This window comes from Paenibacillus sp. GYB004 (assembly GCF_036577605.1).
Taxonomy (GTDB): domain Bacteria; phylum Bacillota; class Bacilli; order Paenibacillales; family NBRC-103111; genus Paenibacillus_AB; species Paenibacillus_AB oceani.
The window spans coordinates 103,402-130,308 of record NZ_JARBDB010000025.1; the positions used below are offsets into that span (position 1 = coordinate 103,402).

The following is a 26,907-nucleotide window of genomic DNA, read 5'->3' on the forward strand; positions in this document are numbered from 1 at the left end:
TTTATGGCACATGTGAACAATAATGCCAGTACTAGCACGCCCTTGGAATATCAATCCGCAACAGGCAGACTAAACATATTTGGATTCTGGATTTTCTTGGGTGCGGAAGTTGCTTTATTTGCTACTTTATTTGCCGCGTATTTTGCTCTTCAAAATGGCACAGTTGGAGGACCGTTGCCGAGTGAAGTTTTTGATTTAAATAACACAATTCTTATGACATTAATCTTGTTAACCAGCAGCTTCACTTCTGGTTTAGCGATTAATGAAATGAGAAGAAACAATGTTAGATCAATGATTGTTTGGTTAATCATCACACTATTATTGGGTCTAGGATTTCTATATATGGAGATCTCGGAATTCGTTCTATTAGTGCATGAAGGCGCTGCGCTGGGCACAAATGCTTACTGGTCTTCTTTTTATCTCCTGACAGGAACACATGGGCTTCATGTATCCCTTGGTATTGGCTGGATCATTTTAATTATTATGCAAGTACTGAAAAGAGGGTTAACACCCGATACCGCTAAAAAGATTTTTGTCTCCAGTTTATATTGGCACTTTTTAGACTTTGTATGGATCTTCGTGTTTACAGGTGTTTATCTTCTAGGGATGGTGAGCTAGTGGAAAATAAAACAGTTAAACATAATCCTTTTCCATTGCTGCAGGTCATTGGTTTCCTACTATCTATTGCTTTAACGTTTACAGCAGTATGGATTGGTGTACGAACTGATTTATCTTATAATGCGATTATTATTCTTGTATTTGCGCTAGCGTTTATCCAAGCAGCCATTCAGTTATTTATGTTTATGCATGTATCTGAAGGGGAACACGGAGTCTGGCAAGTTGGAAAGATGTTCTCTGCTGCTTTTGTCGCACTCGTAATTGTTGCTGGCAGTGTGTGGGTATTGAATTCTATGCATTAAAGGACAATTAATTAATAAATTTGCTAACATCACCATCCAGGAAATACACAAAGGTGGTGATGTTATCTTTTTAAATGAATAGCCAGTATACTCCTCTACCAACTTATATATGAATAAATATTGAAACATTCATAAATACCGTTGACAAACACAAATAATAATCTCTAAGATGATTATTAGTACTATGAATCGTAGTGTTAAATAAATAAAGATAGGTTGATCCGGAATGCACACCACAAAAGATTGGTCGCAATTTACATTTTTCGAACTTTGGAATCCATGGCTTTTTGGCTTTATTCTGGTTGTTGCTGCCGCTTATGCAATCGGAACTAATCAAATGCGCAGGCGAATCGAAGAGCCCGAACCGTTTCCTGTCAAGCGGAAGTTATCGTTTTACGGCGGGTTGTTCATTCTTTATGTGGCCGCAGGAAGCCCCTTGCAGGCACTAGGACATCATTACTTATTCAGTGCCCATATGATGCAGCAATCGCTTATGTTTTTTTTCGTCCCACCCTTGCTGCTTCTAGGGACTCCGACATGGCTCATCAGGCCGCTGTTCCAAAACAACAGAGTTAGGAAATGGACGCGTGTTCTGACTAATCCGATCTTGGCAGTAGGTTCTTTCAATATTTTGTTATCCTTTTATCATTTTCCTATTATTTTTGACTTCATGATGTCTCACTCCATATTGGGCTCGTTCTATCACTTTGCAATATTTATAACGTCCATTCAGATGTGGTGGTTGATCACTTGCCCTTTACCGGAATACGAGAGGCTGTCCGAACTTAAGAAGATGGCTTACATCGTTGTCAACGGTCTGCTTCTTTATCCGGCATGTGCCGCTATTATTTTTGCAGGCAAACCGCTATATATGACATACATGCATGCTCCACAATTATTTGCTTTTTTGCCTCCAGAGGATGACCAGCAATTTGGTGGTGTCATTATGAAGTTAATGCAAGAAGCGGCGTTAATTTTTGTACTTGCACTCAACTTTTTCAAATGGTATCGAAGGGAAAGGCAAAACGATAATGCAGATACGCAGCAACTGTAGGATTTGTTCTTGAAAAAGTTTATGGAGCGTATACACCCGATAGCCGATAAGCCAGGGAGGATCGTAAAGGATGAGTGCCAATATTGCGTTTGCAAATGTAATGACTTCATTAATCGGACAGATGACGAAAGTTAACATGGTTTATGCCAGCCCTCTACCCGGACAAACCGTTAACGCAAACAACGTCGGTGAAGAGGTTTCTTCACAAGCGGTTTCCACAATGCCAGTAATCATTTTTCTCTTTATCTGTTTAGTAGTGGTGGTTATCCTCATTACCGTAATATATAGGAACGCAAAAAGACATGGATTTGGTTCATCCTCCAATGAGAAGGGATTAAACCAGTCAGAAAATCAAACTTCAGGAGAATGAAGTAGTCGCTAAAGATGAAAAGGAACGTAAAATAAGGAGGTATTTATGTCTTCCATCAGGAAAACGCTCACATCGGTTAATCGTTATAAAGTAAAAATTGGAGCAATAATGCTAGTTGCACTATTTATTGTAACAGCATTCGCAATAGGGAATCGTTATGTTGAAACGAACACCCGCACCCTCTATCATTTGATGTTCGAGAATCAAAAGCTTGGAACGGTTAGTGATCCAGTCGTTGTCCAAGATTGGATAAACAAACAACTAAACGACTATCAATCGCAAAATGCTGGACTGGATGTAGTTACAAATGCAGACCATATTCACTATGCAGAAGAAAGAGTATATAAGGGTACTTTCGATAACGAGTCGGCGATACAAGAGCTGCAGCAAAAATTTCGGCTTGGGGTACAAGGGATTGAAGTTGTCGTAGGCGGAAAATTGCAAGGAATCGTTAGAAATCAACAAGAAGCCGACCTGGTATTGAATGCAGTAAAAGACAAATATAATCCGACCGATAAAAAAATACTAAGTGTCCAAACGTTATCTGCCAACCCCAAAAGTATTTCGAATGATACAAATGAGCTTCAATCCATTGAATTCTTGCAAGACGTTACGTTGAAGCCTGTTCAAACGACTCCGGAGCAAATAATCGAACGGAGCGAACTGCTTGAGAAGTTGGAAACGGGTGACGTGCAGCCTGTAAAGTATATCGTGCAAAGCGGTGATTGTATATCATGTATCGCCAGTAAATTCAACATCGGCCGCGATGTCATCTACATGAATAATCCTTGGATTGAAAATGATTTTCTTAACATTGGAGAAGAGTTAGATCTTACGATTCTTCAACCGCAGCTTTCCGTCAAAACGGTAGAGAAAAAGATAGAAACCCTGGAAGTTCCGTTTGGAACTGTATATCAGCAAGACAACACAATGAGAGCCGGTACGAGTCAAATCCTTGTAAGTGGAAGAGCGGGAGTAAAAAAGATCACTTACAACCTGGTAAAAGTAAACGGCCTTATAACGGAAGAAATGGCAGTAGAGGAAGAGATGGTTCAAGCACCGGTTGAGGAAGTCATCAAGCAGGGGACAAAAGTCATTCCGGGGATCGGTAGCGGATCTTTTGCATGGCCAATTACCAGCCCCAAGTTGACGAGCGAATTCGGCAAGCGTTGGGGGAAATTACATGCGGGAACGGATGCGGTTTCAAGCGACAAAAGCATCCGAGCGTCTGATCATGGGAAGGTGGAGTTCGCCGGTACGAAAAACGGCTACGGAAACTGCATTATTATCGATCATCAGAACGGGTATAAAACGCTTTATGCGCATCTAAGCAAAATAGAAGTGAAGGATGGTCAAGTCATAGAGAAGGGAGAGAAGATAGGCGTCATGGGGAGCACGGGAAACTCAACAGGCGTCCACTTGCATTTTGAAGTACTTAAAGGAGACCAACAAGAAAATCCATTGAAATACTTGAATAAATAGCTGAAGCAAGTAACAAATCGTGAGGTGTGCCGATGAATAAAAACAATCTGATGGCCAAAAGGCTTGTTCTTTTTACTTTAGTATTAGTGTTTCTTATGATTTTGTTAGTAGTACTTACAAAAATGGCGGACAAGCCCCAAACTCAAACTTTTGAAGATCGGCCTCCAATCGAAAATCAGCCGACGATCGGAAAGAAGGATGCTAAGGTTTCGATTGTGGAATTCGGCGATTACAAATGTCCTTCTTGCAAAGCTTGGGGCGAGCAAATATTTCCGAGACTTACCAAAGACTATGTCGATACCGGAAAAGTATCTTTTTCGTATATCAATGTATTTTTTCACGGTCCGGAATCGAAACTGGCTGCTCTTGCAGCGGAGTCTATCTATGCTCAGAACCCGGAAGCATACTGGACCTTCCATAAAGAAGTATTCAACGCTCAGCCGAAGGAAGATCATGACGCGCAGTGGGTCACTTTGGACAAATTGATTCAAATAGCAAGAACGTCAACCCCACAAATCGATGTTAAGAAGATGGAAGGAGATATGCAAAGCGAGTTGATGCAGTCTCATATCCGGCTGGACGAAAACTTGACGACACAGTATCGCGTCGAAGAGACCCCGACCATCATGATAAACGGTACGGTAGTAGCCAATCCGTTCGATTATGACCAGATTAAGTCCATGATCGAGAGCAAACTGGGGGAGTCTAAATAATGGATACCTCTGGGAGCTTCCGCCTGAAAGACATAACATTATACTTGGCCTGGATCGTGGCTGTTACGGCAACGCTGGGCAGCTTGTATTTCAGCGAAATTAAAGGATTTGTCCCCTGTGATTTGTGCTGGTATCAGCGGATACTTATGTATCCATTGAGTGTTATTTTAGGGATCGCCGCTTACTATAACGAAACAAAAATAAAAAAATATATTTTGCCTCTCTCCATTTTCGGAGGAAGCATATCCCTGTTTCATTACTTGCAACAAAAGGTACCTGGGTTTGCTGCAATTAAACCTTGTACGAGGGGAGTTCCATGCAACGCTGAATATATAAATTGGTTCGGGTTTGTTACGATCCCCTTTCTTGCTCTTATCGCTTTTATCCTTATTACTATTTTGATGTTGCTGACCAAAGGGAAGTCGTAAAACGGTTAAAATCTTATTGACATGCCGATAAAAAAATGTGTTTACAAAACCCAAGGCAGAAATTATGATAAAGACAAAAGTTGCACTGGGGAAAATATATGTCCCGAGGCAAAAATAATTTTTTTTGACCATAAAGTTGCACTGGGTAAATTATTTTTATCTTGTACAAAAGGAGGTTGAATTATATGAGTAAAAATGTTTCGCGAAGAAATATGTTGAAGTGGGGGGCGGCAAGCACCTTTGCTTTAGCAGGCAGCGCACTTTTGAATTCGGGTGGATGGTTTAAAAAGTCGGCACAAGCGATGGATAAACACGAGGTGCATAATGCCTTAAAACAAGACTTGCACGCGGGGATGAAGCATGGATACGATCCGGGGACCCTGGAGACAGAAGGGCTGAAATTGGCACGCGAAGCCTTGACGAAGTTCGATTACGGTAAAGTGAGCAAAACCGCAGACGGCAAAACGATCAGGGAGTACGAAATTAGAGCTCGTGAGAACGAGGTGGAGATCGCCAATGGAATTAAGTTCCCTGGTTGGACGTATAACGGAACGATTCCGGGTCCTACTGTCCGATGTACGGAAGGGGACATCGTTCGTGTAAAGTTTATCAATCAGTCCAGCCATCCGCACTCCATCCATTTCCACGGCATTCATCCTACTAATATGGACGGATTGGAGGCCATACTGCCTGGCGATTCCTTTACCTATGAATTTGAAGCAAAGCCGGCGGGCATGCAGGTGTATCATTGTCATGTAGCCCCGTTGGCGAGGCATATACACAAAGGGCTGTACGGTAACTTTATTATCGATCCGGTAAAGCCGAGGCTCCCTGCCAAAGAATTCAGCATGGTGATGAATGGTTATGATCTGGATCTTGACGGTGAGAACGAGGTATACACTGTAAACGGTTACGCTTTTGCTTATTTGCAAGAGCCGATAAAAGTAAAAGCTGGTGAACGAATACGGATCTATTTGAGCAATCTCACGGAGTTTGACCTTATCAATTCTTTTCATCTGCATGCCAATTATTTTAATTATTACGCAACTGGCGCCGATCCTGAAGCCCGCCCCCAATTTACGGATACAATTATGCAATGCCAAGGGGAGAGGGGCATTATGGAAATTATCTTCCCTGAACCGGGTCGGTACATGTTTCATGCCCACCAAAGCGAGTTTGCCGAACTGGGTTGGATGGGATTCTTTGTAGCGGAATAAGAAAGGAGGAAGCCGGCCATGAGCAACTTGGAATTAAACTCTGTGAATCGGAAAGTATCGAAGGGTAAAGGAAAAATGATTCTCCTTGGGATTGTTCCGCTTCTTTTACTTATCACTCTGGTTACGGCAATCGCCTTCATGGGGACAGGCGTGGAAAACGAACCTGCAGCTCCGATTGAAGTGTTGAATGTCGAGAAAATCAAGCTGACGGACGACGGATTTGAAGTGAAAGTGTTAAACTCGGGGCCTGAAGACGTAACGATTGCTCAAGTCGTGGTTGATGATTCCTTTTGGAACGCTTCATATGATCCAAGTCCGACCTTGAAGCGTTTTGGCCAGGCAACCGTGCAAATCCCGTATCCATGGGTGACCGGCGATCCGCATGAAATTAAATTTATTACATCGAACGGATTGATTTTTACCGGAGCTGTAGAAGTTGCGGCACAAACGCCGGTTCCCGATGCAAACCGATTCGCTCAGTATGCTTTGATCGGTTTTTATGTGGGGATTATCCCGGTTGGGCTGGGGTTATTGTGGTATCCGTTCATGCGGCGCTTTACGATGAAAGGAATGCATGCCATCCTTGCGTTCACCGTTGGATTGTTATTTTTCTTGTTTATCGATACGTTCGAGGAAGGGTTCGAGATGGCCGTCGAGGCGCCGGGTGTATTTCAAGGTTCTGGCCTCGTGTGGTTCGGTGCGCTAATTAGTTTCTTGTTTTTAATCGCGGTCGACCAAATGAACACCCGGAAGTTGAATGGGGACGGCAAAGGCGTTTCATATAAGCTTGCCTCGGGAATTGGATTGCACAATTTCGGCGAGGGTTTGGCAATCGGAGCCGCTTTTGCTGTAGGGGAGTCTGCGCTAGGCACGTTTTTGGTGATCGGTTTCACTCTCCATAACATTACTGAAGGTGTAGGAATTGCAGCTCCGCTACTGAAGGATCGGCCGACTTGGAAGACGTTCGTCTCTCTGGCAGCCATTGCCGGCGCACCGGCCATATTGGGTACATGGACAGGCGGATTCATTTTTAATCCGACGTTTGCCGCACTTTTCTTCGGAATTGGGGCTGGAGCAATATTGCAGGTCATTTATGTCATTTCCAAAATGATTTTGAAGGAGTCGGCGGAAAAGGGTTACGCTCCGGTATCTTGGGCTAACTTCAGCGGAATTACATTAGGCGTGTTAGTGATGTATGTGACAGCGCTAATGGTTAATTTTTAACCGAACTTCATAATCGCAATAAAGACCAACGTCCCGCTGGATAGCGGGGCGTTTTTCTGCTGGACAAGTTAAACCTGAAGGAGAAGCAGACAATCAATAGATACATATGATTTTTTATATGAATAGTTGCACATATTAGAAAACGCTAATATAATGAAGGTATGCTAACAAATTAGAACTTGCTAATATGTTAAAGGGGGCATTCAAATTGTCGCTCGATTTTTTAGACGTGAAAGTCAAGTTTATCCGCGGATTTGCAGACCGGACCCGTCTCCAAATCTTGTCCTGCATATTCGATTCCGAAAAAACCGTCTCCCAAATTGTTGATGAAATTCAAGGGAACCAGTCGAACATCTCCCAGCATTTGGGCTGTTTAAAAGGCTGTGGAATCGTCGAATCTCGACAAGAGGGGAAATACGTGTTTTACTCCATGAAAAACGAGCAGATGAAGCAGCTCCTGACGATGTTTGATTCTGCGCTAAGTCATGTCGAGGACAGGGTGGCGTGCTGCGAAACGAACGATAAGCTGCTGGCGGATTCCAAGGGAGGCTTATCCTGATGAAGGACGATCGAGAAGACGGCAGTTCGTGCTGTCAGAGCGGCACCTGCTCCGATACACCAAAACCAAAATTTAAAAAAACAATTTCTTTTACTGAAATATCGTCGTCCCCCGCATCGGACAATTCGACAGGGCAAGATACAAAACAGGCGAATCAACAACAGTCAGCATGCTGCGAGGACGATTCTTGCTCCAAACCGAAAGAAGTAAAGTTCAAGAGAAGCTTGCCTGTTAGGCCGGTCTTAATGGAGCAGAACGAAACTAAAGATTCCTGCTGCTCCGGGGGCTCCTGTTCCCAAGCCGACGATGAGAGCCAGCCCTTACTTGAGGTGAATACCGGTATTCAAAAAGATTACATTGTTCAGGGAATGGATTGTCCTTCATGTGCGGTGACGATTGAAAAACACTTAAAGGGAATCGGGCATATCCAAGGTGTCAAAGTGAACTATGGTACTGGAAAAATGCAGGTTCACGTAGGTCATCCGTCCCATTTTGATCGGATTCCTGAGGAAATGAGTAAAATTGGATTTACGGCTGAAGCAGTGGAAGCTTCCTCTAACAGCCGGATTTATACAATAGAAGGGATGGATTGCGGAGCTTGTGCAATGACCATCGAGAAGCATTTAGAATCCAACCCGGGTGTACAACAGGTAAGTGTCAACTTCTCATCGGGCAAGATGAAAATTGAGCACGATCCTTCGGTTGATGTTGTATCAGAAATGACGAAGATTGGATTCAAAGCTTTTCCTGCAAGTCGCAAGGGTCAACAAACGCCAGCAGATAAGAAACAAGGCGCCTCAGTAACTGTGTTATCCGGCGCATTACTGGCGATAGGTTTTTTGGATGAAATGATCGGAATGACCCAAAGCTTGTCGACCCTCTTGTATTTGGTATCGATGATTCTCGCGGGTTATAAACCGGTCAAAAGCGCTTATTTTGCCATAAAGAGCAAATCGCTCGATATGAATGTGTTAATGTCAGCGGCAGCGATCGGAGCCGTCCTGATCGGCGAATGGCTGGAAGGAGCTACCGTCGTTTGGTTGTTCTCGCTTGGTATTTTTCTGCAAAACAAATCCATCGAGCGGACACGAAACTCTATCCGAAGTCTGATGGATCTTGCTCCTCCGGAGGCGTGGGTACAAACCGGGGATGGGCTTGTTCGCAAGCCGGTTGAGGAGATTCAACGCCGGCAAATGATTGTCGTTAAACCCGGTGAGAAGATCCCCTTGGACGGCGAAATCGTTAACGGAATATCTAGCGTGAATCAAGCCCCCATCACAGGCGAGTCTATTCCGGTCGATAAAGAGCCGGGGGACCCTGTTTACGCAGGGACAATCAATGAGCACGGCTCTCTCGAAGTAAAAGTGACTAAACTGGCCGAAGATTCCACCTTATCGCGCATAATTCATCTGGTCGAGGAAGCTCAAGAGAAAAAAGCGCCTACCCAAGCGTTTGTCGATAAATTTGCCGCTGTTTATACGCCTGTCGTATTCGTACTGGCTTTCGTAGTCATGGTGTTTCCGCCGCTATTCGGGTGGGGATCGTGGGGGGATTGGTTTTATAAAGGACTGGAATTGCTTGTTGTAGCCTGTCCATGCGCACTAGTTATCTCAACACCTGTAGCGATCGTATCGGCTATCGGCAATGCAGCGAGGAACGGCGTATTGATCAAGGGCGGAGTTGCTCTTGAGATTGCCGGTACGGTCGATGCCATCGCGTTTGATAAAACCGGAACTTTAACAGAAGGAAAACCGGTTGTCTCCCATCTCGCCAGTTATGAAGGCTCAGAAGAGCAGTTGATTTCCGTAGTGCGGACCATTGAGGAGTACTCACAGCATCCGATCGCGAAGGCCATCGTTATGTATGCTCAACATAGACAAATTCCCACTTTGCAAGGTGAAGCGTTTAAAGCGATCGTAGGAAAAGGAGCACAGGCTACCATTCAAGGCACCGAGTATTTCGCGGGCAATCTAAAGCTGTTTCAAGAGCTTGGAGTGGCTCTAGGAAGTGCGGAAAGCTCCGTCAATCGTTTGCAGCAAGAGGGCCATACACTCGTCTTGGTTGGAACGCGCACCAAACTGCACGGTCTCATAGCGGTTTCCGACTCCTTGCGGAATATGACGGTGACTGCCATTCAAAAGCTCAAACATACGGGAATCAAGCAAATGGTCATGTTAACCGGCGATCATAAAGGAACGGCGCAAAACATCTCGCGGCAAGCGGGGGTCGATCGTTTCTTTGCCGAGCTGCTTCCGGAAGACAAAGTGAAAGCGGTCCAGCAAATTCAAAAAGAAGGCCGCACCCTAGCCATGGTTGGCGACGGCATTAACGATGCTCCCGCCTTAGCAACGGCTAATCTGGGAATTGCTATGGGCGGCGCCGGAACCGACACGGCCATGGAAACGGCCGATATCGTCCTGATGGCCGATAATCTGGAAAAGCTGCCGCATACGATCCGACTGAGCCGGAAAGCCAAACGGATTATCAAGCAAAATATAGTGTTTTCCTTAATCGTCAAGTTTGTAGCGTTAGCCTTTATTTTTCCCGGCTGGCTTACGCTTTGGATCGCCGTGCTCAGCGATACCGGGGCCGCATTGTTGGTTATTTTCAATAGCATGAGATTATTACGGATGAAACGTTAAAGAGGGAGCTTTCGCGGTTTCCTATATTAGGATGGGATAATATGATTGAACTGAATGTAGACGTTTTGGTAATCGGGGCCGGTCAAGCCGGCCTCGCAATGGGACATTATTTGAGCAAGCATCAGCCTTCACTTACCTTCGCCATCATCGACCGAGGAAGCCAAATTGGTGAGGTTTGGCGCAATCGGTACGATTCCTTAATATTATTTACACCACGTTGGTTCAGTTCGTTGCCCGGATTAGATCTTCAAGGCTTCTCCAGCGGGTATGCAACGAAGGATGAAATTGCCGACTATCTACTAACTTATGCGGGGACGTTTCAGCTTCCTGTTCATTTGCAGACAGAGGTACTTAGACTGGAGAAGACGCCCGATGGTTTCAAAGCGCTAACAAGTCGGGGCATTTATTTGGCCAAGAAAGTCATTGTTTCGACAGGACCTTTTCAAAAACCTTTCATCCCGAGTATGGCAAATTCCCTATCGAATGACGTTTATCAGGTGCACACGTCGAGCTATCTCAATCCCAAGCAACTGAAGGAAGGAAACGTACTGGTAGTGGGAGCCGGTAATTCGGGAGCTCAAATTGCGGTAGAGCTATCCAAAACTCGCGACGTGTTGATCTCCATGGGCCATCAACCGAAGTTTATGCCTGTAGAACTGGCCGGCAAAAGTATTTTTTGGTGGTTTCATAAGTCGGGAGTTATGAAAGCCACCATTTCGTCGCCATTTGGACGTTGGTTAAGCAAACAACCGGATCCGATTTTCGGCAAGGAATTGAAAATCTTATCCGATCGGCGCGTGATCCTCACGAAGCCGCGTGCAGTTAAGGCAGCCGGCCGTACCATTTGGTTTCAGGATCAGAGCGAATTAAAGGTCGACAATGTGATTTGGGGGACCGGCTTCATCTCCGATTATGGCTGGATTCACATTCCTGGCGTCGTTCAACCCAGTGGAAAGCCTGTTCATCGACGCGGCGTAAGCCCCATAGAAGGATTGTTTTTCTTGGGGCTCCCTTGGCAAAACCGCCGCGGATCGGCTCTGATCGGCGGAGTAGGGGAGGATGCTAGATTCCTATACGAATATGTAGCTCGGGGTCAAGACCAGCTAGTTTTTTGAATGGCTGCCGATTGATAGTGGCAACTTGTTTTATTTCCTAAGTTTCGTAAAACTAAATAGATAGATCCGATCCAACGCCGTAAAACTGCCGAATGTTTTGGTAAGCTCACGTATTTCGATTATTGTTTCTATACAACTCATTTCGCACTCAGAACGTTCCCACCCCCAATTCGGCTTGGGAGCTCTGCAGCACGCTCCATGCCTGCTTTTTCTCGTTCCAAAGGGAAATAGAAAAGTGAGTACTACACATGTTATACCTAAATTGGCCGTCGATTACTTCGACGGCTTTTTGGGGTTCAGACTGTGTCAGAAAGCATGCTTTTTGATACATATTTTTTTGCTCTGTTTATGCGTGTCAAAATGTATTAAAATCACTTTAGAAACGTTTCGTTTCAAACGACTACATTTTGAGACGTAATTAGGGGAGAGTGGGGGTACTTGAAGCTGGCTTATGGACGGGTATCGGCAAAAGACCAAAATCTGGAACGGCAGCTCGTCAAGTTCCGGGAGCTGGGCGTCGATGAAAGATACATATTTGTTGACAAGCAGAGCGGCAAGGATTTTGAGCGGCCGCGCTATCAGGCAATGCGTCTGATGATTAGAGAGGGTGACCTGGTTTACCTGGATGCGCTGGATCGGCTGGGCCGAGATTACGACGGCATAATTGCCGAATGGAAAGCTATTACGCGGGAGATCGGCGCAGACATCGTATGTCTGGATAACGAAACGCTGTTCGATTCCCGAAAGTTCAAACAAATGGGTGATTTCGGCAAAGTCATGGAGGACCAGTTTTTAAGCCTGCTGGCATATGTGGCCGAGCAGGAACGGAAAAAGAACCGGCAGCGGCAGGCGGAAGGGATCGAAGTTGCCCGAGCGGATGGCGTAACGTTCGGGAGGCCAAGGCAGGAAATTGACGATAAGTTTATCCGAACATACCGGGAATGGAAAGGAGGGCAAATCACGGCAACCGAGGCAATGCGAAGAATTGGTATGAAAAAACCGACGTTTTACCGGCGAGTGAGGGAGTATGAGGGAGCAAGTGGACGGAACAAGCAATCGCCTGTTGCTTCAAAAGACGATGCAGAGAATAGGAATCAGGGGATGGCTTGAAGCCATCCCCTGACCATTATTCCGGTTTATTCCCTGCATTCGGGTCTGCAACAAAATTGGTCTTATAGTCTGTATATTTCAGCTCCGTTACCATGCCGGCAGAAGCGTGATGTAGATCATGACAGTGGAACATCCAGTTCCCTTCATTATCTGCTTCGAATGCGACAACGTATTCTTCGCCCGGCTTCAAATTCAACGTATCCTTTATGATCGGAGATCCTTCAAGCGGTTTCCCGTTATTGCTTAGCACTTGAAAGAAGTGACCGTGCAGGTGCATCGGATGGTCGTCAGTTTTCGAGTTATTGACAAGGCGAACCTTGACGGTATCTCCTTTTTTGACGTTTATCGGTTCAGTTTCCGGAAACGTTTTTCCGTTTATGGTGTAGACCATTTCACCGTTTTTCATTTCGGTATTCAAATTCATCGTGTATTCCAACGTATACTTCTGATCTAACGAAAAATTGGCTTTGCCTGCTTGGCCGTAACGGCTCATATCGACAGCCGTCAGCTTTTCTGCTTCATTCGCTTTGTCGGAACCGGCGGGAGCTCCTTCATAAGCAATCGTGGCTTTCATCCCTTTAACAGCAGCTTTGTCGCCATGGTCCTCGATCAACCATTGGCCCAGATTACTAGCTACAAATTCAATATCGTAACGCTCTCCTGGGGCAATACTTACGACATTATCTTTCAGGATACCTGGATTGTTTACAGGTTGTCCGTCGGTAGCAGTAACTTTGAATTCATGTCCGTGCACCCAGGTTATATTGGTCGGGGATCTTGATCCCAAGGTAGAGGAACAGGTAAAAGCGCTAGGCTATAAGACGGACAAGATTGCAGGGGGCAACCCGGCGGCCGTAGCCAAAGCCGTAGATGCTTATTATACCGCTGTCGCGAAGGAAAATCCGCCTTCGGTCATCATTGGTTCTATGGACAGCGAAGAATATACGATGCCAGCGGTGAATTGGATTGCTCATATGCCGGAGCCGCTGCTTTATGTTAAAAAGGATGAGGTTCCGCAAGAAACCGTGGATGCTTTAAAGACACGGGGCGGAAAAGCCAATATTTATTTGCTCGGGCCAGAGTCGGTTATTTCGGTCAAAGTTCAAGAACAATTAGGTCAGTTCGGGAAAGTGGTTCGTATTGCGGGCAATGACCCATATGCGAATGCCGCGGCCTTCGCGAAGTATAAAGATTCGGCAACCGGTTTTGGCTGGGGAATCACAACACGGGTCATAACTTTTCGTTCGTCATAAGGATTCCGAGCCTTGGCACTCGCGGCGGCTCCATTCTCGCATTTAGGCAAACATGCAGCGCTTCTCTGGACGGACAAAGGCAAGCTGCCGGATACGGTGATGTCCTATGTCATGTCGGATCAACCGAAATATAAAAAGGAACCAACGGAAGGGCCATATAATCATGCTTGGTTAACGGGTAGTGAGGATTCGTTGACAGCCGCGGCACAAGGGGAGATCGATTCCATGCTGGAGATCGTATCGGAGACTGGAGAAGGTCACGGCGGACATGGCGACAGCAATACGAAGGCGGAAACCATCACCTAAACCAAGTGAGGGTACAACCGAGGGCGGCAATATGACACGCCGGGTATGAAGCATTGATGATGCGGCCGACTGCAAGTTCCTAAAAGAGAGCAGGTGTCCGACGATGATGGGCAATTATGATGGATGGCCATGGGTTATGATGCTGTTTTGTGCGTTATTCATGGCCGCTATCATAGGTGTTGCCTTTTATATAGCGGTAAGAACTGGCTTTAAGAAAAACCCGTTTGTAAGTGTATCAAATCAGCTCGTTTGGGTAAAACATAAAAGGAACAACATTTGGAATGGAGGGCAAAACTCATGTCACATGAACAATTTCAACATTGTATCGATGAATGTCTAAAGTGTATGCTGGAATGCAATCACTGTTATGACGCTTGTTTGAATGAAGAGAACCTTATGATGATGAAACAATGTATCCGACTGGATCGGGAGTGCGCCGACATCTGTGCTTTTGCTGCGCAAGCGATGTCCCATAACAGTTCCTACGCGAAGGAGCTTTGCCGGATTTGCGCCGATGTTTGCGAAGCATGTGGGAATGAGTGCAAAAAGCATGAGCATGAGCACTGTCAGCGTTGTGCCGAAGCTTGTTTTTCTTGCGCGAAGGCTTGTAGAGCTATGGCGAGCTAATTACATCGATACGAAATCAGCCTATCCCCCCAACTTCCGGGGGATAGGCTGATTTTACATATATTTCTTCACTTTCGTTATTTTAAACTTCGTAAATACGCGGTAACATTGCCCAAGCAGCAGGCCCCTTGAGGGTTGTTTACTTCGCAGCCACAGCGATTCGATTGGACCTGATCTTTTATATGCTCAATAGGATGCTGATTATGGCTAACTGCTTGAATCAGACGATCTCTCGTCCAATCAAAGCAATAGCAAACGGGTATATCTAGGTTAGAATTCTTTTGGAATACGGGTACTTTCAAGGTGTCTTCTTCAAATGTTTGCGAATGCGTACCACTGAAATATACGGTATTACATGACGAGTTTGGACAGAAATAATACGGGTTATCTGGTTCGATAGTTTCCAAAAAGGAAGCTTTAAGCAAAGACTTTAGTGTAATGAGAGGTACGCTTTTACCTTTCTCGCCGCAGGAAGGACAATTGATTTTGGCAGGTTCCACAATGCTGGATGGTGCGCAGCAATCCATATAAAATGCACTCCTTAACCGGGTTTCAGGGAGGTTCCAGAAACCTTTTCCTCTTTTTACTTGGTACCTAGATACCGCTAATGTTAGTTTATCTCTTCTTATAAAACATGGCAATTGAGTAGTGTGGTCGTATTGAAGTTCCGATACCAAAAATATTTTCGGAACTTGAATACTTTTTCTGACATCAAGGAATAATCAAATATATGTTTGAATAACCTCTGGGTTTGTTGTATTATAGTAATCAAAATATCATTTGATTGTTGAGGTGAGGATATAAGCGAGAAAGTAAAGGACTCATGTTTATTGTTATGACAAGCCTAAAGTCGGAAAGGTACAACTTGCACTAGAAGGAAAAAATACTTAAGACATGATAAAGATGTAATGCGTCCTGCTACTTAGGCAATGTTTGTTATCGCTTTTGGTTTGAACTAATGTAAAACGATACACTATGTTATCACATGGCCATACGGCTAGAATTGAGGGAAAAGATGAGTAAAAGGAAAGATACAGAAACAGATTTTATTCCTGCACTACGTTTTCATTGGCTTACATCATTTTATGATCCGATATTACGATGGACAATGAGGGAGTCTACCTTCAAGAACAAATTAATTAGACAAATTCAAGTTGGTTCGGGGCAGCGAGTACTTGATCTAGGATGCGGGACCGGTACATTAACCCTTCTTTTAAAACAAGCTTACCCGAAAGCAGAAGTGACCGGACTCGATATTGATCCGAATGTTCTCCAAATTGCAGAGAAAAAAGCAGTGGATATGGGAATGGACATCGTATTTAATCAAGGAATGTCGTTTGAACTTCCCTACCCTGATCATTCATTTGATCGTGTTGTCACAAGTCTAATGTTTCATCATTTGACTTTAGAAAATAAACTCCGAACACTAAAAGAAATTTTTCGTGTACTTAAACCACAAGGTGAACTTCACATAGCGGATTGGGGAAAGGCGCAAAATCGGCTCATGCGCATTGCGTTCCTTTCAATCCAAATCCTCGATGGTTTTAAAACGACAGCAGATAATGTAAATGGCCTGATACCGCAAATTATCGATAAGGCCGGGTTTGCTAAATCTAAAGAGACGGATAGGTTCATGACAGTATACGGAACTCTTTCTTTATACAAAGCGAAGAAATAAGCCAGCATTGCGGTGAAGTTAGCTTCGCGCCTACTGCCCCAAATAGCTGGCCGGAGTAAACCTTTGTTAAATTGTAATGTTTAATCAAATAATTATTTGGATATAAGAACATGTAAATCTACAATTGGATGGAGCAAATCGCAATGTCACTCACACTAATTCTTTCCGCTATTGGCACGTTCATCGTGACAAACGTTGACGACATTTTTGTGCTGATGATCTTTTTCGCACAGATTGAGAAAGCGCGGCACACACAAGTTGTTCTAGGGCAATATCTTGGGTTCGGATTGCTCGTTATATTGAGCCTATTAGGGGCTTTCGGTTTTACATTTTTGCCACCCGAATGGGCCGGTTTTCTCGGGCTGATACCGATTTATCTCGGTATCCGAATGTTCCTCAAAAAGGAGGAAGAAGATGAGGCAGAGGAAGCGCTTGAGAAATTGGGCGATCTAAAGTCACAACCATTAAACAATCGTTTGTTTGGACCACTAACTGGTAAAGTCGCTGCGATTACCTTTGCCAACGGGGGGGATAACCTGGGCATATACATCCCGTATTTTACGACCCAGGGGAATGCGTCACTTTTATCCATTGCGATTGTGTTCCTTTTGATGGTCGCGGTATGGTGTTTCCTGGCGTATCGGCTGGCAAGCTTCCCAGCCATTCTAAAGATTCTGGAAAAGTACGGAAGTGTCATTGTTCCACTGGTGTTTATCGCATTAGGCATTTCGATCATGCTGCATGGTGATTCATTTGCATATCTCTTGAAATTGTTTGGGTAATGTTCACGAATATCGAAATCACGAACTGGAGGGAAACACAATGGTAGTAGGGGATGCAAGTCAGCATATTGAGTTATTGATCATTGGCGGTGGTTCCGGGGGGTATGTTGCAGCGATACGAGCTGCGCAGCTTGGCAAGAAAGTGTTGCTAGTGGAAAAATCGGAACTCGGAGGTGTATGTCTCAATTGCGGTTGCGTGCCGTCCAAAGCGCTGATATCAGCGGCGCATCGTTATGAACAAATGCTGGAAAGCGGCATATCCGGGTTAAAAGCGAAAGGCGTTGATATTGATTTTTCACAGATTCAACAGTGGAAACAGTCGAAAGTGGTGAATCGCCTCAAAACGGGTATTCAATCCTTACTCAAAAAGCATAAAATCTCGGTCTTCAAAGGAGAGGCGATGTTCATAAATGATCGGGAAGCCCGTCTTTATAATGAACAAGAATCGCTCCGATACCAATTTGACGATTGTATCGTTGCTGTCGGATCGCGCCCAATTGAATTAAAAGCATTCCCGTATGGAAATCGAATTTTATCCTCCACGGAAGCACTCACCCTTACCGAAATCCCTGAGCGGATGGTCGTCATCGGCGGCGGCTATATCGGTATTGAGCTTGGCCAAATGTACGCGAAGTTCGGCACGAACGTAACCATTTTGGAAGGTTCACCGTCGATTCTGCCTGGATTCGAGAGTGAAATTACCCGGATTGTCAAAAAAAATCTTGATTCCCTTGACGTTACGGTATATACGAACGCCATGGCTCAATCAGCCCAACAGTCGGCTGATGAAATCACGGTTACCTTTACGGTAGATCAGACCGAACAACAAGTGATGGCCGATTATGTTCTTGTGACAGTAGGACGCCGACCCAATACTGATGGCGAACTTGGTCTTGACCGGATTGGGGTAAAAATTGGAGACCGGGGACTGGTCGAAGTCGATCAACAAGGGCGAACATCCATTCCTCACATTTATGCGATTGGCGATATTATCCCTGGCCCTGCACTGGCGCATAAAGCTTCATACGAAGGAAAAGTGGTTGCTGAAGCCATAGCTGGCCAGCCAAGTGCTTTCGATTATAAAGGGATACCTGCGGTCGTGTTTTCCGATCCGGAAATTGCCTCCGTAGGACTTAGCGAACCCGAGGCCAAGGAGAATGGATATGACATTATGGTTGGCAAGTTTCCGTTTGCGGCAAATGCGCGTGCTCTCTCTTTGAGTGCGTCTGAGGGATTCATCAAGCTGGTTGGCGATAAGAAAACAGGTTTGATCCTTGGCGGGCAAATCGTAGGCACAAATGCGTCTGACTTGATTCCGGAGATTGCCCTTGCGATTGAAATGGGAACGACAATGGAAGATATAGCCCTTACGATTCATGCGCATCCTACACTTGGGGAGTTATCGGCTGAAGCTGCAGAAGTTGCTCTTGGCCATCCCATTCATGTTTAGCCTGTGTTTTCCTTTGACAAAATTATGGCATAAGGATAATATAATATTCAAATGCATATTATATTGAGGTGATTAGATGAAGAATCAAGATGCATGCGATATTTTTTGTTATGACGAGCATAAGGTTAATCGTGTCAAGGAAAAATTAAGTAAACACGATTTTCAAGATATGTCCCAAGTTTTTAAGGTGCTCGCTGACCAAACGCGGTTAAAGGTTGCGTATGCCCTTTGCGATGAGCAAGAACTGTGTGTTTGCGATGTGGCAAACATCATTGGCTCCAGTATGGCGGCAACTTCGCATCACCTTCGACTCCTTCGCAATATGGGGATCGCGAACTATCGTAAAGAAGGAAAATTGGTGTTTTATTCTTTGGAAGATGAGCAACTGAAGCAGTTGATCCGTATGGCAATTGACCATCAAAGAAAAGCTGCTTTGCTGACAAAATAAATATTTTGAAGGTCAGATGATACCGAAGCAGTCAATTTATACATTTACCAAAGGAGGTCATTACATTGGCCGAACAAGAGGCATTTCAGGGTAAACAAAACGTCTATCGAGTTGAGGGCTTTACCTGCGCGAATTGTGCAGGGAAGTTTGAGAATAATGTAAAGCAACTTCCGGGGGTTAAAGACGCAAAGGTGAATTTCGGCGCTTCAAAAATCGCCGTTTATGGAAATGCCTCAATAGAAGAACTTGAAAAAGCCGGTGCTTTCGAGAATCTCAAAGTAAACCCAGAAAAATCAGTACGGGAAGCAACACAAGAGGTCAAAAAAGAAGTAAACGAACCGTTCTTTAAAAAGCATAGCGCTTTATTGAATGCAACTTTATTATTATTGTTTGGTTATGTTTCCAGCAATGTGAATGGGGATGAAAACCTCGTTACGATATTATTATTTGTAGCATCGATGGTAATTGGCGGATTTACACTCTTTAAAATCGGATTTAAAAATCTAATTCGCTTTGAATTTGACATGAAAACCCTCATGACCGTGGCTGTTATAGGTGGGGCTATTATCGGGGAATGGGCGGAAGTTGCGATTGTTGTCATTCTGTTTGCCATTAGCGAAGCGCTTGAACGTTTCTCCATGGATCGGGCCAGGCAATCCATTCGTTCTTTGATGGACATCGCTCCGAAAGAAGCCCTTGTGAAGCGGAACGGGCAAGAAATGATGGTCCATGTCAATGATATCGCGGTCGGAGACATCATGATCGTCAAACCCGGCCAAAAAATTGCGATGGACGGCGTGGTGGTAAGCGGCTACTCCGCCGTTAATCAAGCAGCCATCACCGGCGAGTCTGTACCTGTTGAGAAAACGGTTGATGACGATGTATTTGCGGGAACACTCAATGAAGAAGGCTTGCTGGAGGTAAAGGTAACCAAGCTGGTCGAGGATACGACAATATCTAAAATTATTCATCTTGTTGAGGAAGCGCAAGGCGAACGCGCGCCGTCCCAAGCTTTCGTTGAAAAATTCGCGAAGTATTACACCCCGATCATCATGGTAATTGCCGCACTGGTTGCTGTCATTCCGCCGCTCTTCCTCGGTGCAGATTGGGCAACGTGGATCTATCAAGGCCTTGCTGTTCTCGTTGTCGGTTGTCCTTGCGCACTGGTCATCTCGACGCCGATATCCATTGTTTCCGCGATCGGAAACGCGGCCAAGAAGGGCGTTCTGATCAAAGGCGGCGTTTATTTGGAGGAGATGGGTGCATTAAAGGCCATTGCCTTTGATAAAACGGGCACCCTCACCAAGGGCGTTCCCGTTGTGACGGATTTTAACGTAATCAGCAAGCAAGCGAATGAAAAGGAACTGTTGTCCATCATCACGGCGTTAGAGTATCGCTCCCAGCATCCTCTCGCTTCAGCAATCATGAGAAAAGCAGAGGAGGAGAACATTTCTTATTCCGACGTAGTTGTTGATGACTTTTCCTCGATCACAGGTAAAGGAATTAAGGGTACTGTAAACGGGACGACCTATTATATCGGGAGTCCGAAGCTCTTTAAGGAAATGTTTGCCTCGAGCTCTGATCTTATCGAGCAAAACGTTACCGCCCTTCAAAATGAAGGCAAGACGGCCATGGTGATTGGAACGGATAAAGAAATGCTTGCCGTGATTGCGGTTGCGGATGAAGTGAGGGAATCGAGTAAGGAAGTCATTCAGAAGTTACATCAACTTGGCATTAAGAAAACAATCATGCTTACCGGCGATAACAAAGGAACGGCAAGTGCGATCGGCTCCCATGTCGGTGTTTCGGATGTTCAGGCCGAGCTGCTACCGCAGGATAAGTTAGATTTTATTAAACAGCTAAGATCCGAGTACGGGAACGTAGCTATGGTTGGCGATGGTGTGAATGATGCTCCCGCTTTAGCTGCATCTACTGTCGGGATTGCCATGGGCGGAGCAGGAACGGATACCGCTTTGGAAACCGCAGACGTTGCTTTAATGGGTGACGATTTAAGAAAACTTCCTTTTGCAATTAAACTTAGTCGCAAAGCGTTGAGTACAATTAAAGCAAACATTACCTTTGCAATAGCGATTAAATTTATTGCCTTACTGCTGGTAATTCCGGGCTGGTTGACGCTTTGGATTGCGATCCTTTCCGATATGGGGGCAACCCTATTGGTTGCGTTATATGGTCTGCGGCTTATGCGAATCAAAGAATAAGGGGCAGACATTTGGGGAGAGCCGGGGGTGAATCCCCTGGCTCTTTCTTCTTGGAGTGGCGACAGAAATCAGCGTATTGAGACTTTATTCTGGTCGAACGGTATGGTAACGGCTAAATGGTAGTATTCAGTCGCAATCAAGTATACACGCAAATGAATCCAGAATGCGAACCAACGACTTCTTGACGACATGTTATATCTCTATACCTCGGTGTGGAATGCCAAAAGGTGATGCTAGACTCAATATTAATCCTTGGTATAAAGAAACTGTTCCGAAGGATGATGCTTATGAAAAGAGAGACTGAACCATGAGGAAAATCTTACTTTGACAACTAGGTTCAGTATAAACTAATATTTAAATTATTATTTGATTTATGCAGGGGGATGATGGATTTGCTGCGATATTATGTACTTGCCGTCTTAGCTTTAGCAACAGACCAATTGACGAAATGGGCTGTGGTTACCTATATGAGCTTAGGTCAGTCGATTCCTTTGATTCCAAACGTGTTTCACCTGACTTCTCATCGAAATCGAGGCGCTGCCTTCGGAATTTTGCAAAACCAAAGAGTATTCTTTATTCTCGTGACGGTAATAGTTGTAATCGGGCTTCTTGTTTATTTGAGGAAAGTTTATCGTGAAAATACGCTTCTTTCTATTGGACTGTCGTTTGTGCTGGGTGGAGCTTTGGGGAATTTTGTCGATAGAGCGCTCAAAGGCGAAGTTGTCGATATGCTTCATTTCCGATTGTTTAATTATCCGATTTTCAATGTTGCCGACTGCTTTATCGTAATCGGGTCTGCACTGATTATCCTTCATTCGTTTCGACAATCGAAAAAAGAGAAGGCGATAGAAACATAAATTAAGGATTAGAGTAGAAAGGAGATAACTTTGAACACCTCGGATATTACACTTTGGCTTGCTGTTGGTGCCGGTTTTTTGTCTTTCATCTCTCCATGCTGTCTGCCCTTATACCCGTCATTTTTATCATACATTACTGGGGTGTCTGTGAAGGATCTAACGGAGAGAAAGGCCAATCTTCACCGTCAGGCATTATATCATACGTTCTTTTTTATCATTGGATTTTCATTGATATTTCTTGCTCTAGGACTCTCTGCAAGTTGGATTGGCGGATTGTTTTCGGATTATCAAGATCTAATCAGGCAATTAGGGGCTGTTTTCGTAATTGTAATGGGTCTCATTATGTTAAATATATTTCAACCTAAATTATTTATGAAAGAGTTTCGGTTCGAGATGAAGAATAAGCCGACAGGTTACCTCGGGTCTGTTCTTGTCGGTACGATATATGCGGCGGGATGGACACCATGCATCGGACCGATCCTTTCCGCTGTGTTTGCACTCGGCGTAACAAACCCGGATCAAGCATTAGGGTATGTCTTTGCTTATTCCTTCGGATTCAGTATTCCATTCTTTGTTATGGCCTTTTTTATCGGGAAGGTAAAGTGGATTCTAAAATATTCAAGCCAAATGATGAAGGTTGGCGGAGCATTAATGGTGGCCACAGGTATTTTGCTGTACACCGATAAAATGACCCAAATCACAATTTGGTTAATTCGATTGTATGGAGGATTTACAGGGTTTTGATAAGGCTTCTTTATAGGTCCCAACGATCTTTTGTAGCGGATGGTGCATCAAATGGGAAAGTTGAAAACTGAAGCTTTACCACTGTCACATGTAAAGTAGTGGTCACCCCATTAGACAACAGACTCAGGGTAGGATATGTTGTCTATTGATACTACATCCTTCTTTTAACATTTTTCAGAACCACCTTGCTATGCGGAATACTTGGCATGTTAACCATACTGAAACTTAAATCTTGGTCAGGGATCTCATATTCCAAATGATTAGTTAGTTACCCCTGATTAATTCACTTTCTAAAAGGCATATCCTCGATTAAGGGGCTCGGTTGAGCTGGTTACTTCACCAGTAGTGTCATTTTGCTGTTATTTGGCCATTTTGGCGGCCCTTCTGAGGTTATGAACCCAGATTCCAAAGCCGACCCAGGTTTTAGAGCCGGCAAGGCACCTGTACCGGCTTCGTCCTAGGCCGTACTTGCGTTTCAGCAAACTAATCTTCGCTTCACCTGCAGCGCGGTAGCGCTGCAGGTCCTGAAACCAGAGTTGCTTCTCATATTCACTTCGTTTCTTGCTCTTTTTCCCGCGGGTCGGTAGACTGATGCGGGCAACACCAAGCGCTTCAACCGACTTCTCATTTGCCCGACTTGCGAAACCGCGATCAGTTGCAACGGCGTGTGGAGCAGCACCGAAGCGAGCGATATGCTGCTCAATGGCTGGAAGAAGCAAGTCATCGTCAGATGGATTTCCCGAGTAGAGTTCATAACCGGTGACGAAACCACTCTCCGTTTCGTCGATACGAACTTTGTAGCCAAATTCGACTGTTTTGCCGAGTTTGTCCTTCTTAATTGGCCTTGCCTCCGGGTCAAAGAAACTCACGATCCGGTCGGGAATGACGCGATTGCCGGAGACGACTTCACGCGCTTGGGCCACCAGTTTGCGCGTTAGTGCCGCTGCAGCGGAGAGCTTGCCTTTTAGTAGGGAAGTAGTCGCCTTGCCTCGCTCTTTAATGGCTTCGGCTGCCTGTTCGACCTGCGTGCTGACGCTCTCCGCAAGGTCAGCTACGTTTTCCGTGATCGCATTAATGTCTTCCCAGGATTGCCGGGTGCGGCGGCGAAGCAATTTGGCGATGGAAAGGATCCCGTTTTTTACTTCCCGGCTCTTGTCCTCAAAGCCTTGCGCGGCATGGGAAGCGACTTTACGGACATGCTTCATGAGACGGTTCATCGTCGTGATCCCGTCTTGAAGCAGTGTCGCATCCGTCGGATGGTGAATGTCCGATTCGATGACGGTGGTGTCCGTTCTAACTTACGTGTGCGTAAGAGTTGTTTCTCTTGTAGCGATTGTAGTAAGGACGCGTTTAACGCTTCGGTCATGGAGTCGCCATACCGCTTGCGTGCTTTGATGAGGGTTGTCGAGTCAGGCACTTTTGCATCCAGGTCAATACGGCAGAAACGTCGCCAAGTGAGTGAGTCACTCACTTCTTGAACAAGTGTCTCGTAGCCGAGATTGTAACGGTGCTTGAGATACATCAGGCGAAGGTAGGTCTCCGCCGGAACGGTGGGTCTGCCACGACGAGAGGGATGCGCATCGAAGAACGGCGCCAAGTACGACGGGTTATCCAGCATTTCGTCTACGATGGCCAGTTCTTCCGGCAACTTACGAAGGGGTTCGGGCAGCAGCGCGTCCCACAAGGTAAGTTGGTTGTTTTTTATTTTTAACAATTGAACTACCTCAAAAGAAGGATTTTTGAGGGACATTGAGGAATTCTTTTTGCATGGAATTCGCCCCTCGGAATGGATTTGTTGCCTCGACAACAACATCTTCCATCTTGAGCGTTCGAATTCCTTTCTTTTTTTCAAACGAGCCTCGATTTTTTCAGGGGTAACTAGCTACAAATTCAATATCGTATCGCTCTCCTGGAGAAATACTTACGACATTATCTTTCAGGATACCTGGATTGTTTACAGGTTGTCCGTCGGTAGCAATAACTTTGAATTCATGTCCGTGCAAATGAATCTGATGAGACAGATAGCCCGCATTGATCAAACGGATTCTAACCTTATCTCCTTCCTTAACAGGGAGCTGATCTACTAGCGAACCGGATTTTCCATTTATGGTATACAGATCGTACATGCTCATATCGTGTCCCATATTCATGGAACTATTGTCGGTCTGGGTCGACGCTTTGTTTTCGTCCCTCATATTCATCGTACTGTGATCCATGCTGGACATATTGCCAGACATGTTCATGCTGGATTTATTGTCTTTGCCATCCGAACTGCCCATATTCATTTTGCTATGATCCATTTCCGACATGTTGCCTCCGGACATATTCATGCCGGATATTTCCCCGGAGCTCATCCATTCATCGAGGACAAGTGTATAATCACGGTCAATGCCGGTACCTTCTTTCGGTTCAACGATGAATGTCCCATACAATCCGCGATCCAATTGATTTACACTATCCTGATGCGAGTGGTACCAGTAGGTACCAGGGACATCAGCTTTAAACTCGTACGTAAACGACTGGCCTGGTCCGAAAATGAATATGGAAGGAACCAAGGAAACTCGCGAGACGCCAAATGCTCAAACGGAAACGTCCGTAGTGTTAAAGGGTAAAGAATTTAATTTTATTGCCGCTCCGAGCAATCAGGAAATAGCCCCCGGAAAAACGTTGCCAGTTTGGACGTTCAACAATTCCGTTCCTGGACCGCAAATTCGGATTAAACAAGGAGATACGATAAAGGTCAATCTTAAAAATCAGTTGCCCGAGCCAGTCACAATTCACTGGCACGGCGTTCCTGTACCGAACGCCTTGGATTGGTCTATTTCGCTCATTCAACCAATCGAACCTGAACAACCGGCCAATATAACAGATAAAGCTCCGATTGCCATTATACTTTTAAGCCTCCAACCTAGCTTCATAGCTTATTCATTCCTTTCTGTAACTGAATTTCCCGTAGATCAATCATAGCCGAAGCCTGTGTAGAACTTTTGAAGAACGGAAGGAGTTCGCAGAGACAGGTTTAGTTCTTTATCCTTTCGTACACCGACTTGTGAATGTAGGCATAAGCTGATAAAAAAATAAGCGAGGAGGATTCCTCATGCGCGATATGGACGTACTTTGCCAGGAGTTTGCCCATATTCTCGGCGGGGATTCGAACGTAAAACATGGGGTTTGTATGGTTGAAAGAGTCGACCACATATTAAGATAAACATATATTGGGAAGGCCGAGCCATTCCGGACTTGCTCTTCATTCCATGTGGTCTTTTTGAATCCATGGATTTACAAGGAAGGACCTTAAACTTGGGGGAGACGGCACTTCTTCAGGAAGAAGCTTATCCGTTTACTTGGCATTTTCAAAAAAACGGAATCATGTTAACCGCCTTGCATAATCACTGGTTAATGGACAATCCACATCTAGTTTATGCTCATTATACTTCTGTTGAAGAGCCACTTTCTTTTGCAAGGAAGGTGGCAGAAGCTTACAAGGTGTTGAAATAATTCGATTTCTTTATGGATGTAAACCGGGTTCCTTTCAACAAAGGGGAGCCGGTTTTTTAATTTTTTATTTACACAGGTTCTTCATAAACAATGGTAATACTAAAAACAAAAGAATTTCACGGGGGTTCCTAATAACATGAAAGTTGGGCGCGGCCCCAGTCGCGGGATCATGGGCGGTCAATATGGGCCAATCTGGGGACGTTAATCAATG

General features: G+C 44.9%; 26 protein-coding genes and 3 pseudogenes. 25 read left to right on the forward strand and 4 right to left on the reverse strand.

The genetic code is table 11. The annotated features are described in order from the left end of the window. Positions 1-3 precede the first annotated feature (3 nt). The 13 genes from qoxC to PV433_RS11085 all read left to right on the forward strand — a co-directional run bounded on the left by qoxC (position 4) and on the right by PV433_RS11085 (position 12,834). Positions 4-618 (forward strand): cytochrome aa3 quinol oxidase subunit III, encoded by a 615-nt coding sequence (gene qoxC, locus PV433_RS11025; protein WP_332072199.1) that lies wholly within the window; start codon positions 4-6, stop codon positions 616-618. Next, positions 618-920 (forward strand): cytochrome aa3 quinol oxidase subunit IV, encoded by a 303-nt coding sequence (gene qoxD, locus PV433_RS11030; RefSeq protein WP_332072201.1) that lies wholly within the window; start codon positions 618-620, stop codon positions 918-920. Before qoxC ends, qoxD begins: the two co-directional genes overlap by 1 nt. Positions 921-1,146: 226 nt before the next feature. Further along, entirely contained in the window at positions 1,147-1,974 is an 828-nt protein-coding gene (locus PV433_RS11035; RefSeq protein WP_332072202.1) for a cytochrome c oxidase assembly protein, read from the forward strand. Positions 1,975-2,044: 70 nt separating this feature from the next. Continuing rightward, positions 2,045-2,344, forward strand: coding sequence for a hypothetical protein (locus PV433_RS11040; RefSeq protein ID WP_332072203.1), 300 nt, complete (start codon positions 2,045-2,047; stop codon positions 2,342-2,344). Between the two features lie 45 nt (positions 2,345-2,389). Next, positions 2,390-3,826 carry a LysM peptidoglycan-binding domain-containing M23 family metallopeptidase gene (locus PV433_RS11045; RefSeq protein WP_332072204.1) on the forward strand — a complete coding sequence of 479 codons (1,437 nt, stop codon included), beginning with the start codon at positions 2,390-2,392 and terminating at the stop codon, positions 3,824-3,826. Positions 3,827-3,858: 32 nt separating this feature from the next. Then, on the forward strand, positions 3,859-4,539 hold the full coding sequence (locus PV433_RS11050) for a DsbA family protein (RefSeq protein ID WP_442951503.1): 681 nt from the start codon (positions 3,859-3,861) through the stop codon (positions 4,537-4,539). Beyond that, positions 4,539-4,967: a disulfide oxidoreductase gene (locus tag PV433_RS11055; RefSeq protein ID WP_442951504.1), complete on the forward strand. Its 429-nt coding sequence runs from the start codon at positions 4,539-4,541 to the stop codon at positions 4,965-4,967. The genes PV433_RS11050 and PV433_RS11055 overlap by 1 nt, the downstream gene beginning before the upstream one ends. Positions 4,968-5,152: 185 nt before the next feature. Beyond that, the gene (locus PV433_RS11060) at positions 5,153-6,184 is read left to right on the forward strand and encodes a multicopper oxidase domain-containing protein (protein WP_332072205.1); all 1,032 of its coding nucleotides are present in this window, start codon (positions 5,153-5,155) and stop codon (positions 6,182-6,184) included. An 18-nt stretch (positions 6,185-6,202) separates the two neighbouring features. Beyond that, positions 6,203-7,408 carry a ZIP family metal transporter gene (locus PV433_RS11065; protein WP_332072207.1) on the forward strand — a complete coding sequence of 402 codons (1,206 nt, stop codon included), beginning with the start codon at positions 6,203-6,205 and terminating at the stop codon, positions 7,406-7,408. 208 nt (positions 7,409-7,616) lie between these two features. Further along, entirely contained in the window at positions 7,617-7,967 is a 351-nt protein-coding gene (locus PV433_RS11070; protein ID WP_332072208.1) for an ArsR/SmtB family transcription factor, read from the forward strand. Continuing rightward, complete coding sequence (locus tag PV433_RS11075) at positions 7,967-10,609, forward strand: heavy metal translocating P-type ATPase (protein ID WP_332072209.1); 2,643 nt, start codon at positions 7,967-7,969, stop codon at positions 10,607-10,609. The genes PV433_RS11070 and PV433_RS11075 overlap by 1 nt, the downstream gene beginning before the upstream one ends. A gap of 41 nt (positions 10,610-10,650) precedes the next feature. Further along, the gene (locus PV433_RS11080; RefSeq protein WP_442951505.1) at positions 10,651-11,724 is read left to right on the forward strand and encodes a flavin-containing monooxygenase; all 1,074 of its coding nucleotides are present in this window, start codon (positions 10,651-10,653) and stop codon (positions 11,722-11,724) included. A 438-nt stretch (positions 11,725-12,162) separates the two neighbouring features. Next, positions 12,163-12,834 carry a recombinase family protein gene (locus PV433_RS11085; RefSeq protein WP_332072210.1) on the forward strand — a complete coding sequence of 224 codons (672 nt, stop codon included), beginning with the start codon at positions 12,163-12,165 and terminating at the stop codon, positions 12,832-12,834. 16 nt (positions 12,835-12,850) lie between these two features. On the opposite strand, the pseudogene PV433_RS11090 reads toward PV433_RS11085, so the two are convergent. Further along, positions 12,851-13,588, reverse strand: a pseudogene (locus PV433_RS11090) (multicopper oxidase domain-containing protein); the annotation flags it as partial. Between the two features lie 10 nt (positions 13,589-13,598). Here PV433_RS11090 and PV433_RS11095 point away from each other — a divergent pair. The 3 genes from PV433_RS11095 to PV433_RS11105 all read left to right on the forward strand — a co-directional run bounded on the left by PV433_RS11095 (position 13,599) and on the right by PV433_RS11105 (position 15,020). Beyond that, on the forward strand, positions 13,599-14,087 hold the full coding sequence (locus tag PV433_RS11095; RefSeq protein WP_332072211.1) for a hypothetical protein: 489 nt from the start codon (positions 13,599-13,601) through the stop codon (positions 14,085-14,087). Between the two features lie 12 nt (positions 14,088-14,099). Further along, on the forward strand, positions 14,100-14,393 hold the full coding sequence (locus PV433_RS11100; protein WP_332072213.1) for a hypothetical protein: 294 nt from the start codon (positions 14,100-14,102) through the stop codon (positions 14,391-14,393). A 297-nt stretch (positions 14,394-14,690) separates the two neighbouring features. Then, positions 14,691-15,020 carry a four-helix bundle copper-binding protein gene (locus PV433_RS11105; protein WP_332072214.1) on the forward strand — a complete coding sequence of 110 codons (330 nt, stop codon included), beginning with the start codon at positions 14,691-14,693 and terminating at the stop codon, positions 15,018-15,020. Between the two features lie 77 nt (positions 15,021-15,097). Here PV433_RS11105 and PV433_RS11110 read toward each other — a convergent pair whose 3' ends face one another. Further along, on the reverse strand, positions 15,098-15,547 hold the full coding sequence (locus tag PV433_RS11110; RefSeq protein ID WP_332072215.1) for a putative iron-sulfur cluster-binding metallochaperone: 450 nt from the start codon (positions 15,545-15,547) through the stop codon (positions 15,098-15,100). Between the two features lie 488 nt (positions 15,548-16,035). Between PV433_RS11110 and PV433_RS11115 the strand changes: the two genes are divergently transcribed. The 7 genes from PV433_RS11115 to PV433_RS11145 all read left to right on the forward strand — a co-directional run bounded on the left by PV433_RS11115 (position 16,036) and on the right by PV433_RS11145 (position 23,198). Beyond that, positions 16,036-16,698 (forward strand): class I SAM-dependent methyltransferase, encoded by a 663-nt coding sequence (locus PV433_RS11115; protein ID WP_332072216.1) that lies wholly within the window; start codon positions 16,036-16,038, stop codon positions 16,696-16,698. 143 nt (positions 16,699-16,841) lie between these two features. Further along, complete coding sequence (locus tag PV433_RS11120; protein ID WP_332072217.1) at positions 16,842-17,480, forward strand: CadD family cadmium resistance transporter; 639 nt, start codon at positions 16,842-16,844, stop codon at positions 17,478-17,480. A gap of 40 nt (positions 17,481-17,520) precedes the next feature. Further along, positions 17,521-18,930 (forward strand): dihydrolipoyl dehydrogenase, encoded by a 1,410-nt coding sequence (lpdA, locus tag PV433_RS11125; protein WP_332072218.1) that lies wholly within the window; start codon positions 17,521-17,523, stop codon positions 18,928-18,930. A gap of 76 nt (positions 18,931-19,006) precedes the next feature. Continuing rightward, entirely contained in the window at positions 19,007-19,378 is a 372-nt protein-coding gene (locus PV433_RS11130; RefSeq protein WP_332072219.1) for an ArsR/SmtB family transcription factor, read from the forward strand. Positions 19,379-19,443: 65 nt separating this feature from the next. Then, positions 19,444-21,597 (forward strand): heavy metal translocating P-type ATPase, encoded by a 2,154-nt coding sequence (locus PV433_RS11135; RefSeq protein WP_332072220.1) that lies wholly within the window; start codon positions 19,444-19,446, stop codon positions 21,595-21,597. Between the two features lie 395 nt (positions 21,598-21,992). Continuing rightward, on the forward strand, positions 21,993-22,454 hold the full coding sequence (gene lspA, locus PV433_RS11140) for a signal peptidase II (protein WP_332072254.1): 462 nt from the start codon (positions 21,993-21,995) through the stop codon (positions 22,452-22,454). 30 nt (positions 22,455-22,484) lie between these two features. Beyond that, positions 22,485-23,198 (forward strand): cytochrome c biogenesis CcdA family protein, encoded by a 714-nt coding sequence (locus tag PV433_RS11145; protein ID WP_332072221.1) that lies wholly within the window; start codon positions 22,485-22,487, stop codon positions 23,196-23,198. A 359-nt stretch (positions 23,199-23,557) separates the two neighbouring features. Here the strand turns inward: PV433_RS11145 and PV433_RS11150 are convergent. Together PV433_RS11150 and PV433_RS11155 are read right to left on the reverse strand one after the other, a co-directional pair. Continuing rightward, positions 23,558-24,912 (reverse strand): annotated as a pseudogene (locus tag PV433_RS11150) (ISNCY family transposase). A gap of 157 nt (positions 24,913-25,069) precedes the next feature. Continuing rightward, positions 25,070-25,726, reverse strand: a pseudogene (locus PV433_RS11155) (multicopper oxidase domain-containing protein); the annotation flags it as partial. Positions 25,727-25,739: 13 nt separating this feature from the next. On the opposite strand from PV433_RS11155, the gene PV433_RS11160 reads away from it, so the two are divergent. Beyond that, positions 25,740-26,165, forward strand: coding sequence for a multicopper oxidase domain-containing protein (locus PV433_RS11160; RefSeq protein ID WP_332072222.1), 426 nt, complete (start codon positions 25,740-25,742; stop codon positions 26,163-26,165). Between the two features lie 333 nt (positions 26,166-26,498). Further along, positions 26,499-26,696, forward strand: coding sequence for a DUF1259 domain-containing protein (locus tag PV433_RS11165; RefSeq protein WP_442951506.1), 198 nt, complete (start codon positions 26,499-26,501; stop codon positions 26,694-26,696). Positions 26,697-26,907 lie beyond the last annotated feature (211 nt).

Coding starts and splice junctions, on each gene's coding strand:
- PV433_RS11050 (WP_442951503.1), top strand. CDS start 3,859: ATGAATAAAAACAATCTGATGGCCAAAAGGCTTGTTCTTTTTACTTTA.
- PV433_RS11065 (WP_332072207.1), top strand. CDS start 6,203: ATGAGCAACTTGGAATTAAACTCTGTGAATCGGAAAGTATCGAAGGGT.
- PV433_RS11080 (WP_442951505.1), top strand. CDS start 10,651: ATGATTGAACTGAATGTAGACGTTTTGGTAATCGGGGCCGGTCAAGCC.
- PV433_RS11110 (WP_332072215.1), bottom strand. CDS start 15,547: ATGGATTGCTGCGCACCATCCAGCATTGTGGAACCTGCCAAAATCAAT.
- PV433_RS11130 (WP_332072219.1), top strand. CDS start 19,007: ATGAAGAATCAAGATGCATGCGATATTTTTTGTTATGACGAGCATAAG.
- PV433_RS11075 (WP_332072209.1), top strand. CDS start 7,967: ATGAAGGACGATCGAGAAGACGGCAGTTCGTGCTGTCAGAGCGGCACC.
- PV433_RS11105 (WP_332072214.1), top strand. CDS start 14,691: ATGTCACATGAACAATTTCAACATTGTATCGATGAATGTCTAAAGTGT.
- PV433_RS11040 (WP_332072203.1), top strand. CDS start 2,045: ATGAGTGCCAATATTGCGTTTGCAAATGTAATGACTTCATTAATCGGA.
- lpdA (WP_332072218.1), top strand. CDS start 17,521: ATGGTAGTAGGGGATGCAAGTCAGCATATTGAGTTATTGATCATTGGC.
- PV433_RS11060 (WP_332072205.1), top strand. CDS start 5,153: ATGAGTAAAAATGTTTCGCGAAGAAATATGTTGAAGTGGGGGGCGGCA.
- PV433_RS11045 (WP_332072204.1), top strand. CDS start 2,390: ATGTCTTCCATCAGGAAAACGCTCACATCGGTTAATCGTTATAAAGTA.
- PV433_RS11120 (WP_332072217.1), top strand. CDS start 16,842: ATGTCACTCACACTAATTCTTTCCGCTATTGGCACGTTCATCGTGACA.
- PV433_RS11055 (WP_442951504.1), top strand. CDS start 4,539: ATGGATACCTCTGGGAGCTTCCGCCTGAAAGACATAACATTATACTTG.
- PV433_RS11035 (WP_332072202.1), top strand. CDS start 1,147: ATGCACACCACAAAAGATTGGTCGCAATTTACATTTTTCGAACTTTGG.
- qoxC (WP_332072199.1), top strand. CDS start 4: ATGGCACATGTGAACAATAATGCCAGTACTAGCACGCCCTTGGAATAT.
- PV433_RS11160 (WP_332072222.1), top strand. CDS start 25,740: ATGGAAGGAACCAAGGAAACTCGCGAGACGCCAAATGCTCAAACGGAA.
- PV433_RS11115 (WP_332072216.1), top strand. CDS start 16,036: ATGAGTAAAAGGAAAGATACAGAAACAGATTTTATTCCTGCACTACGT.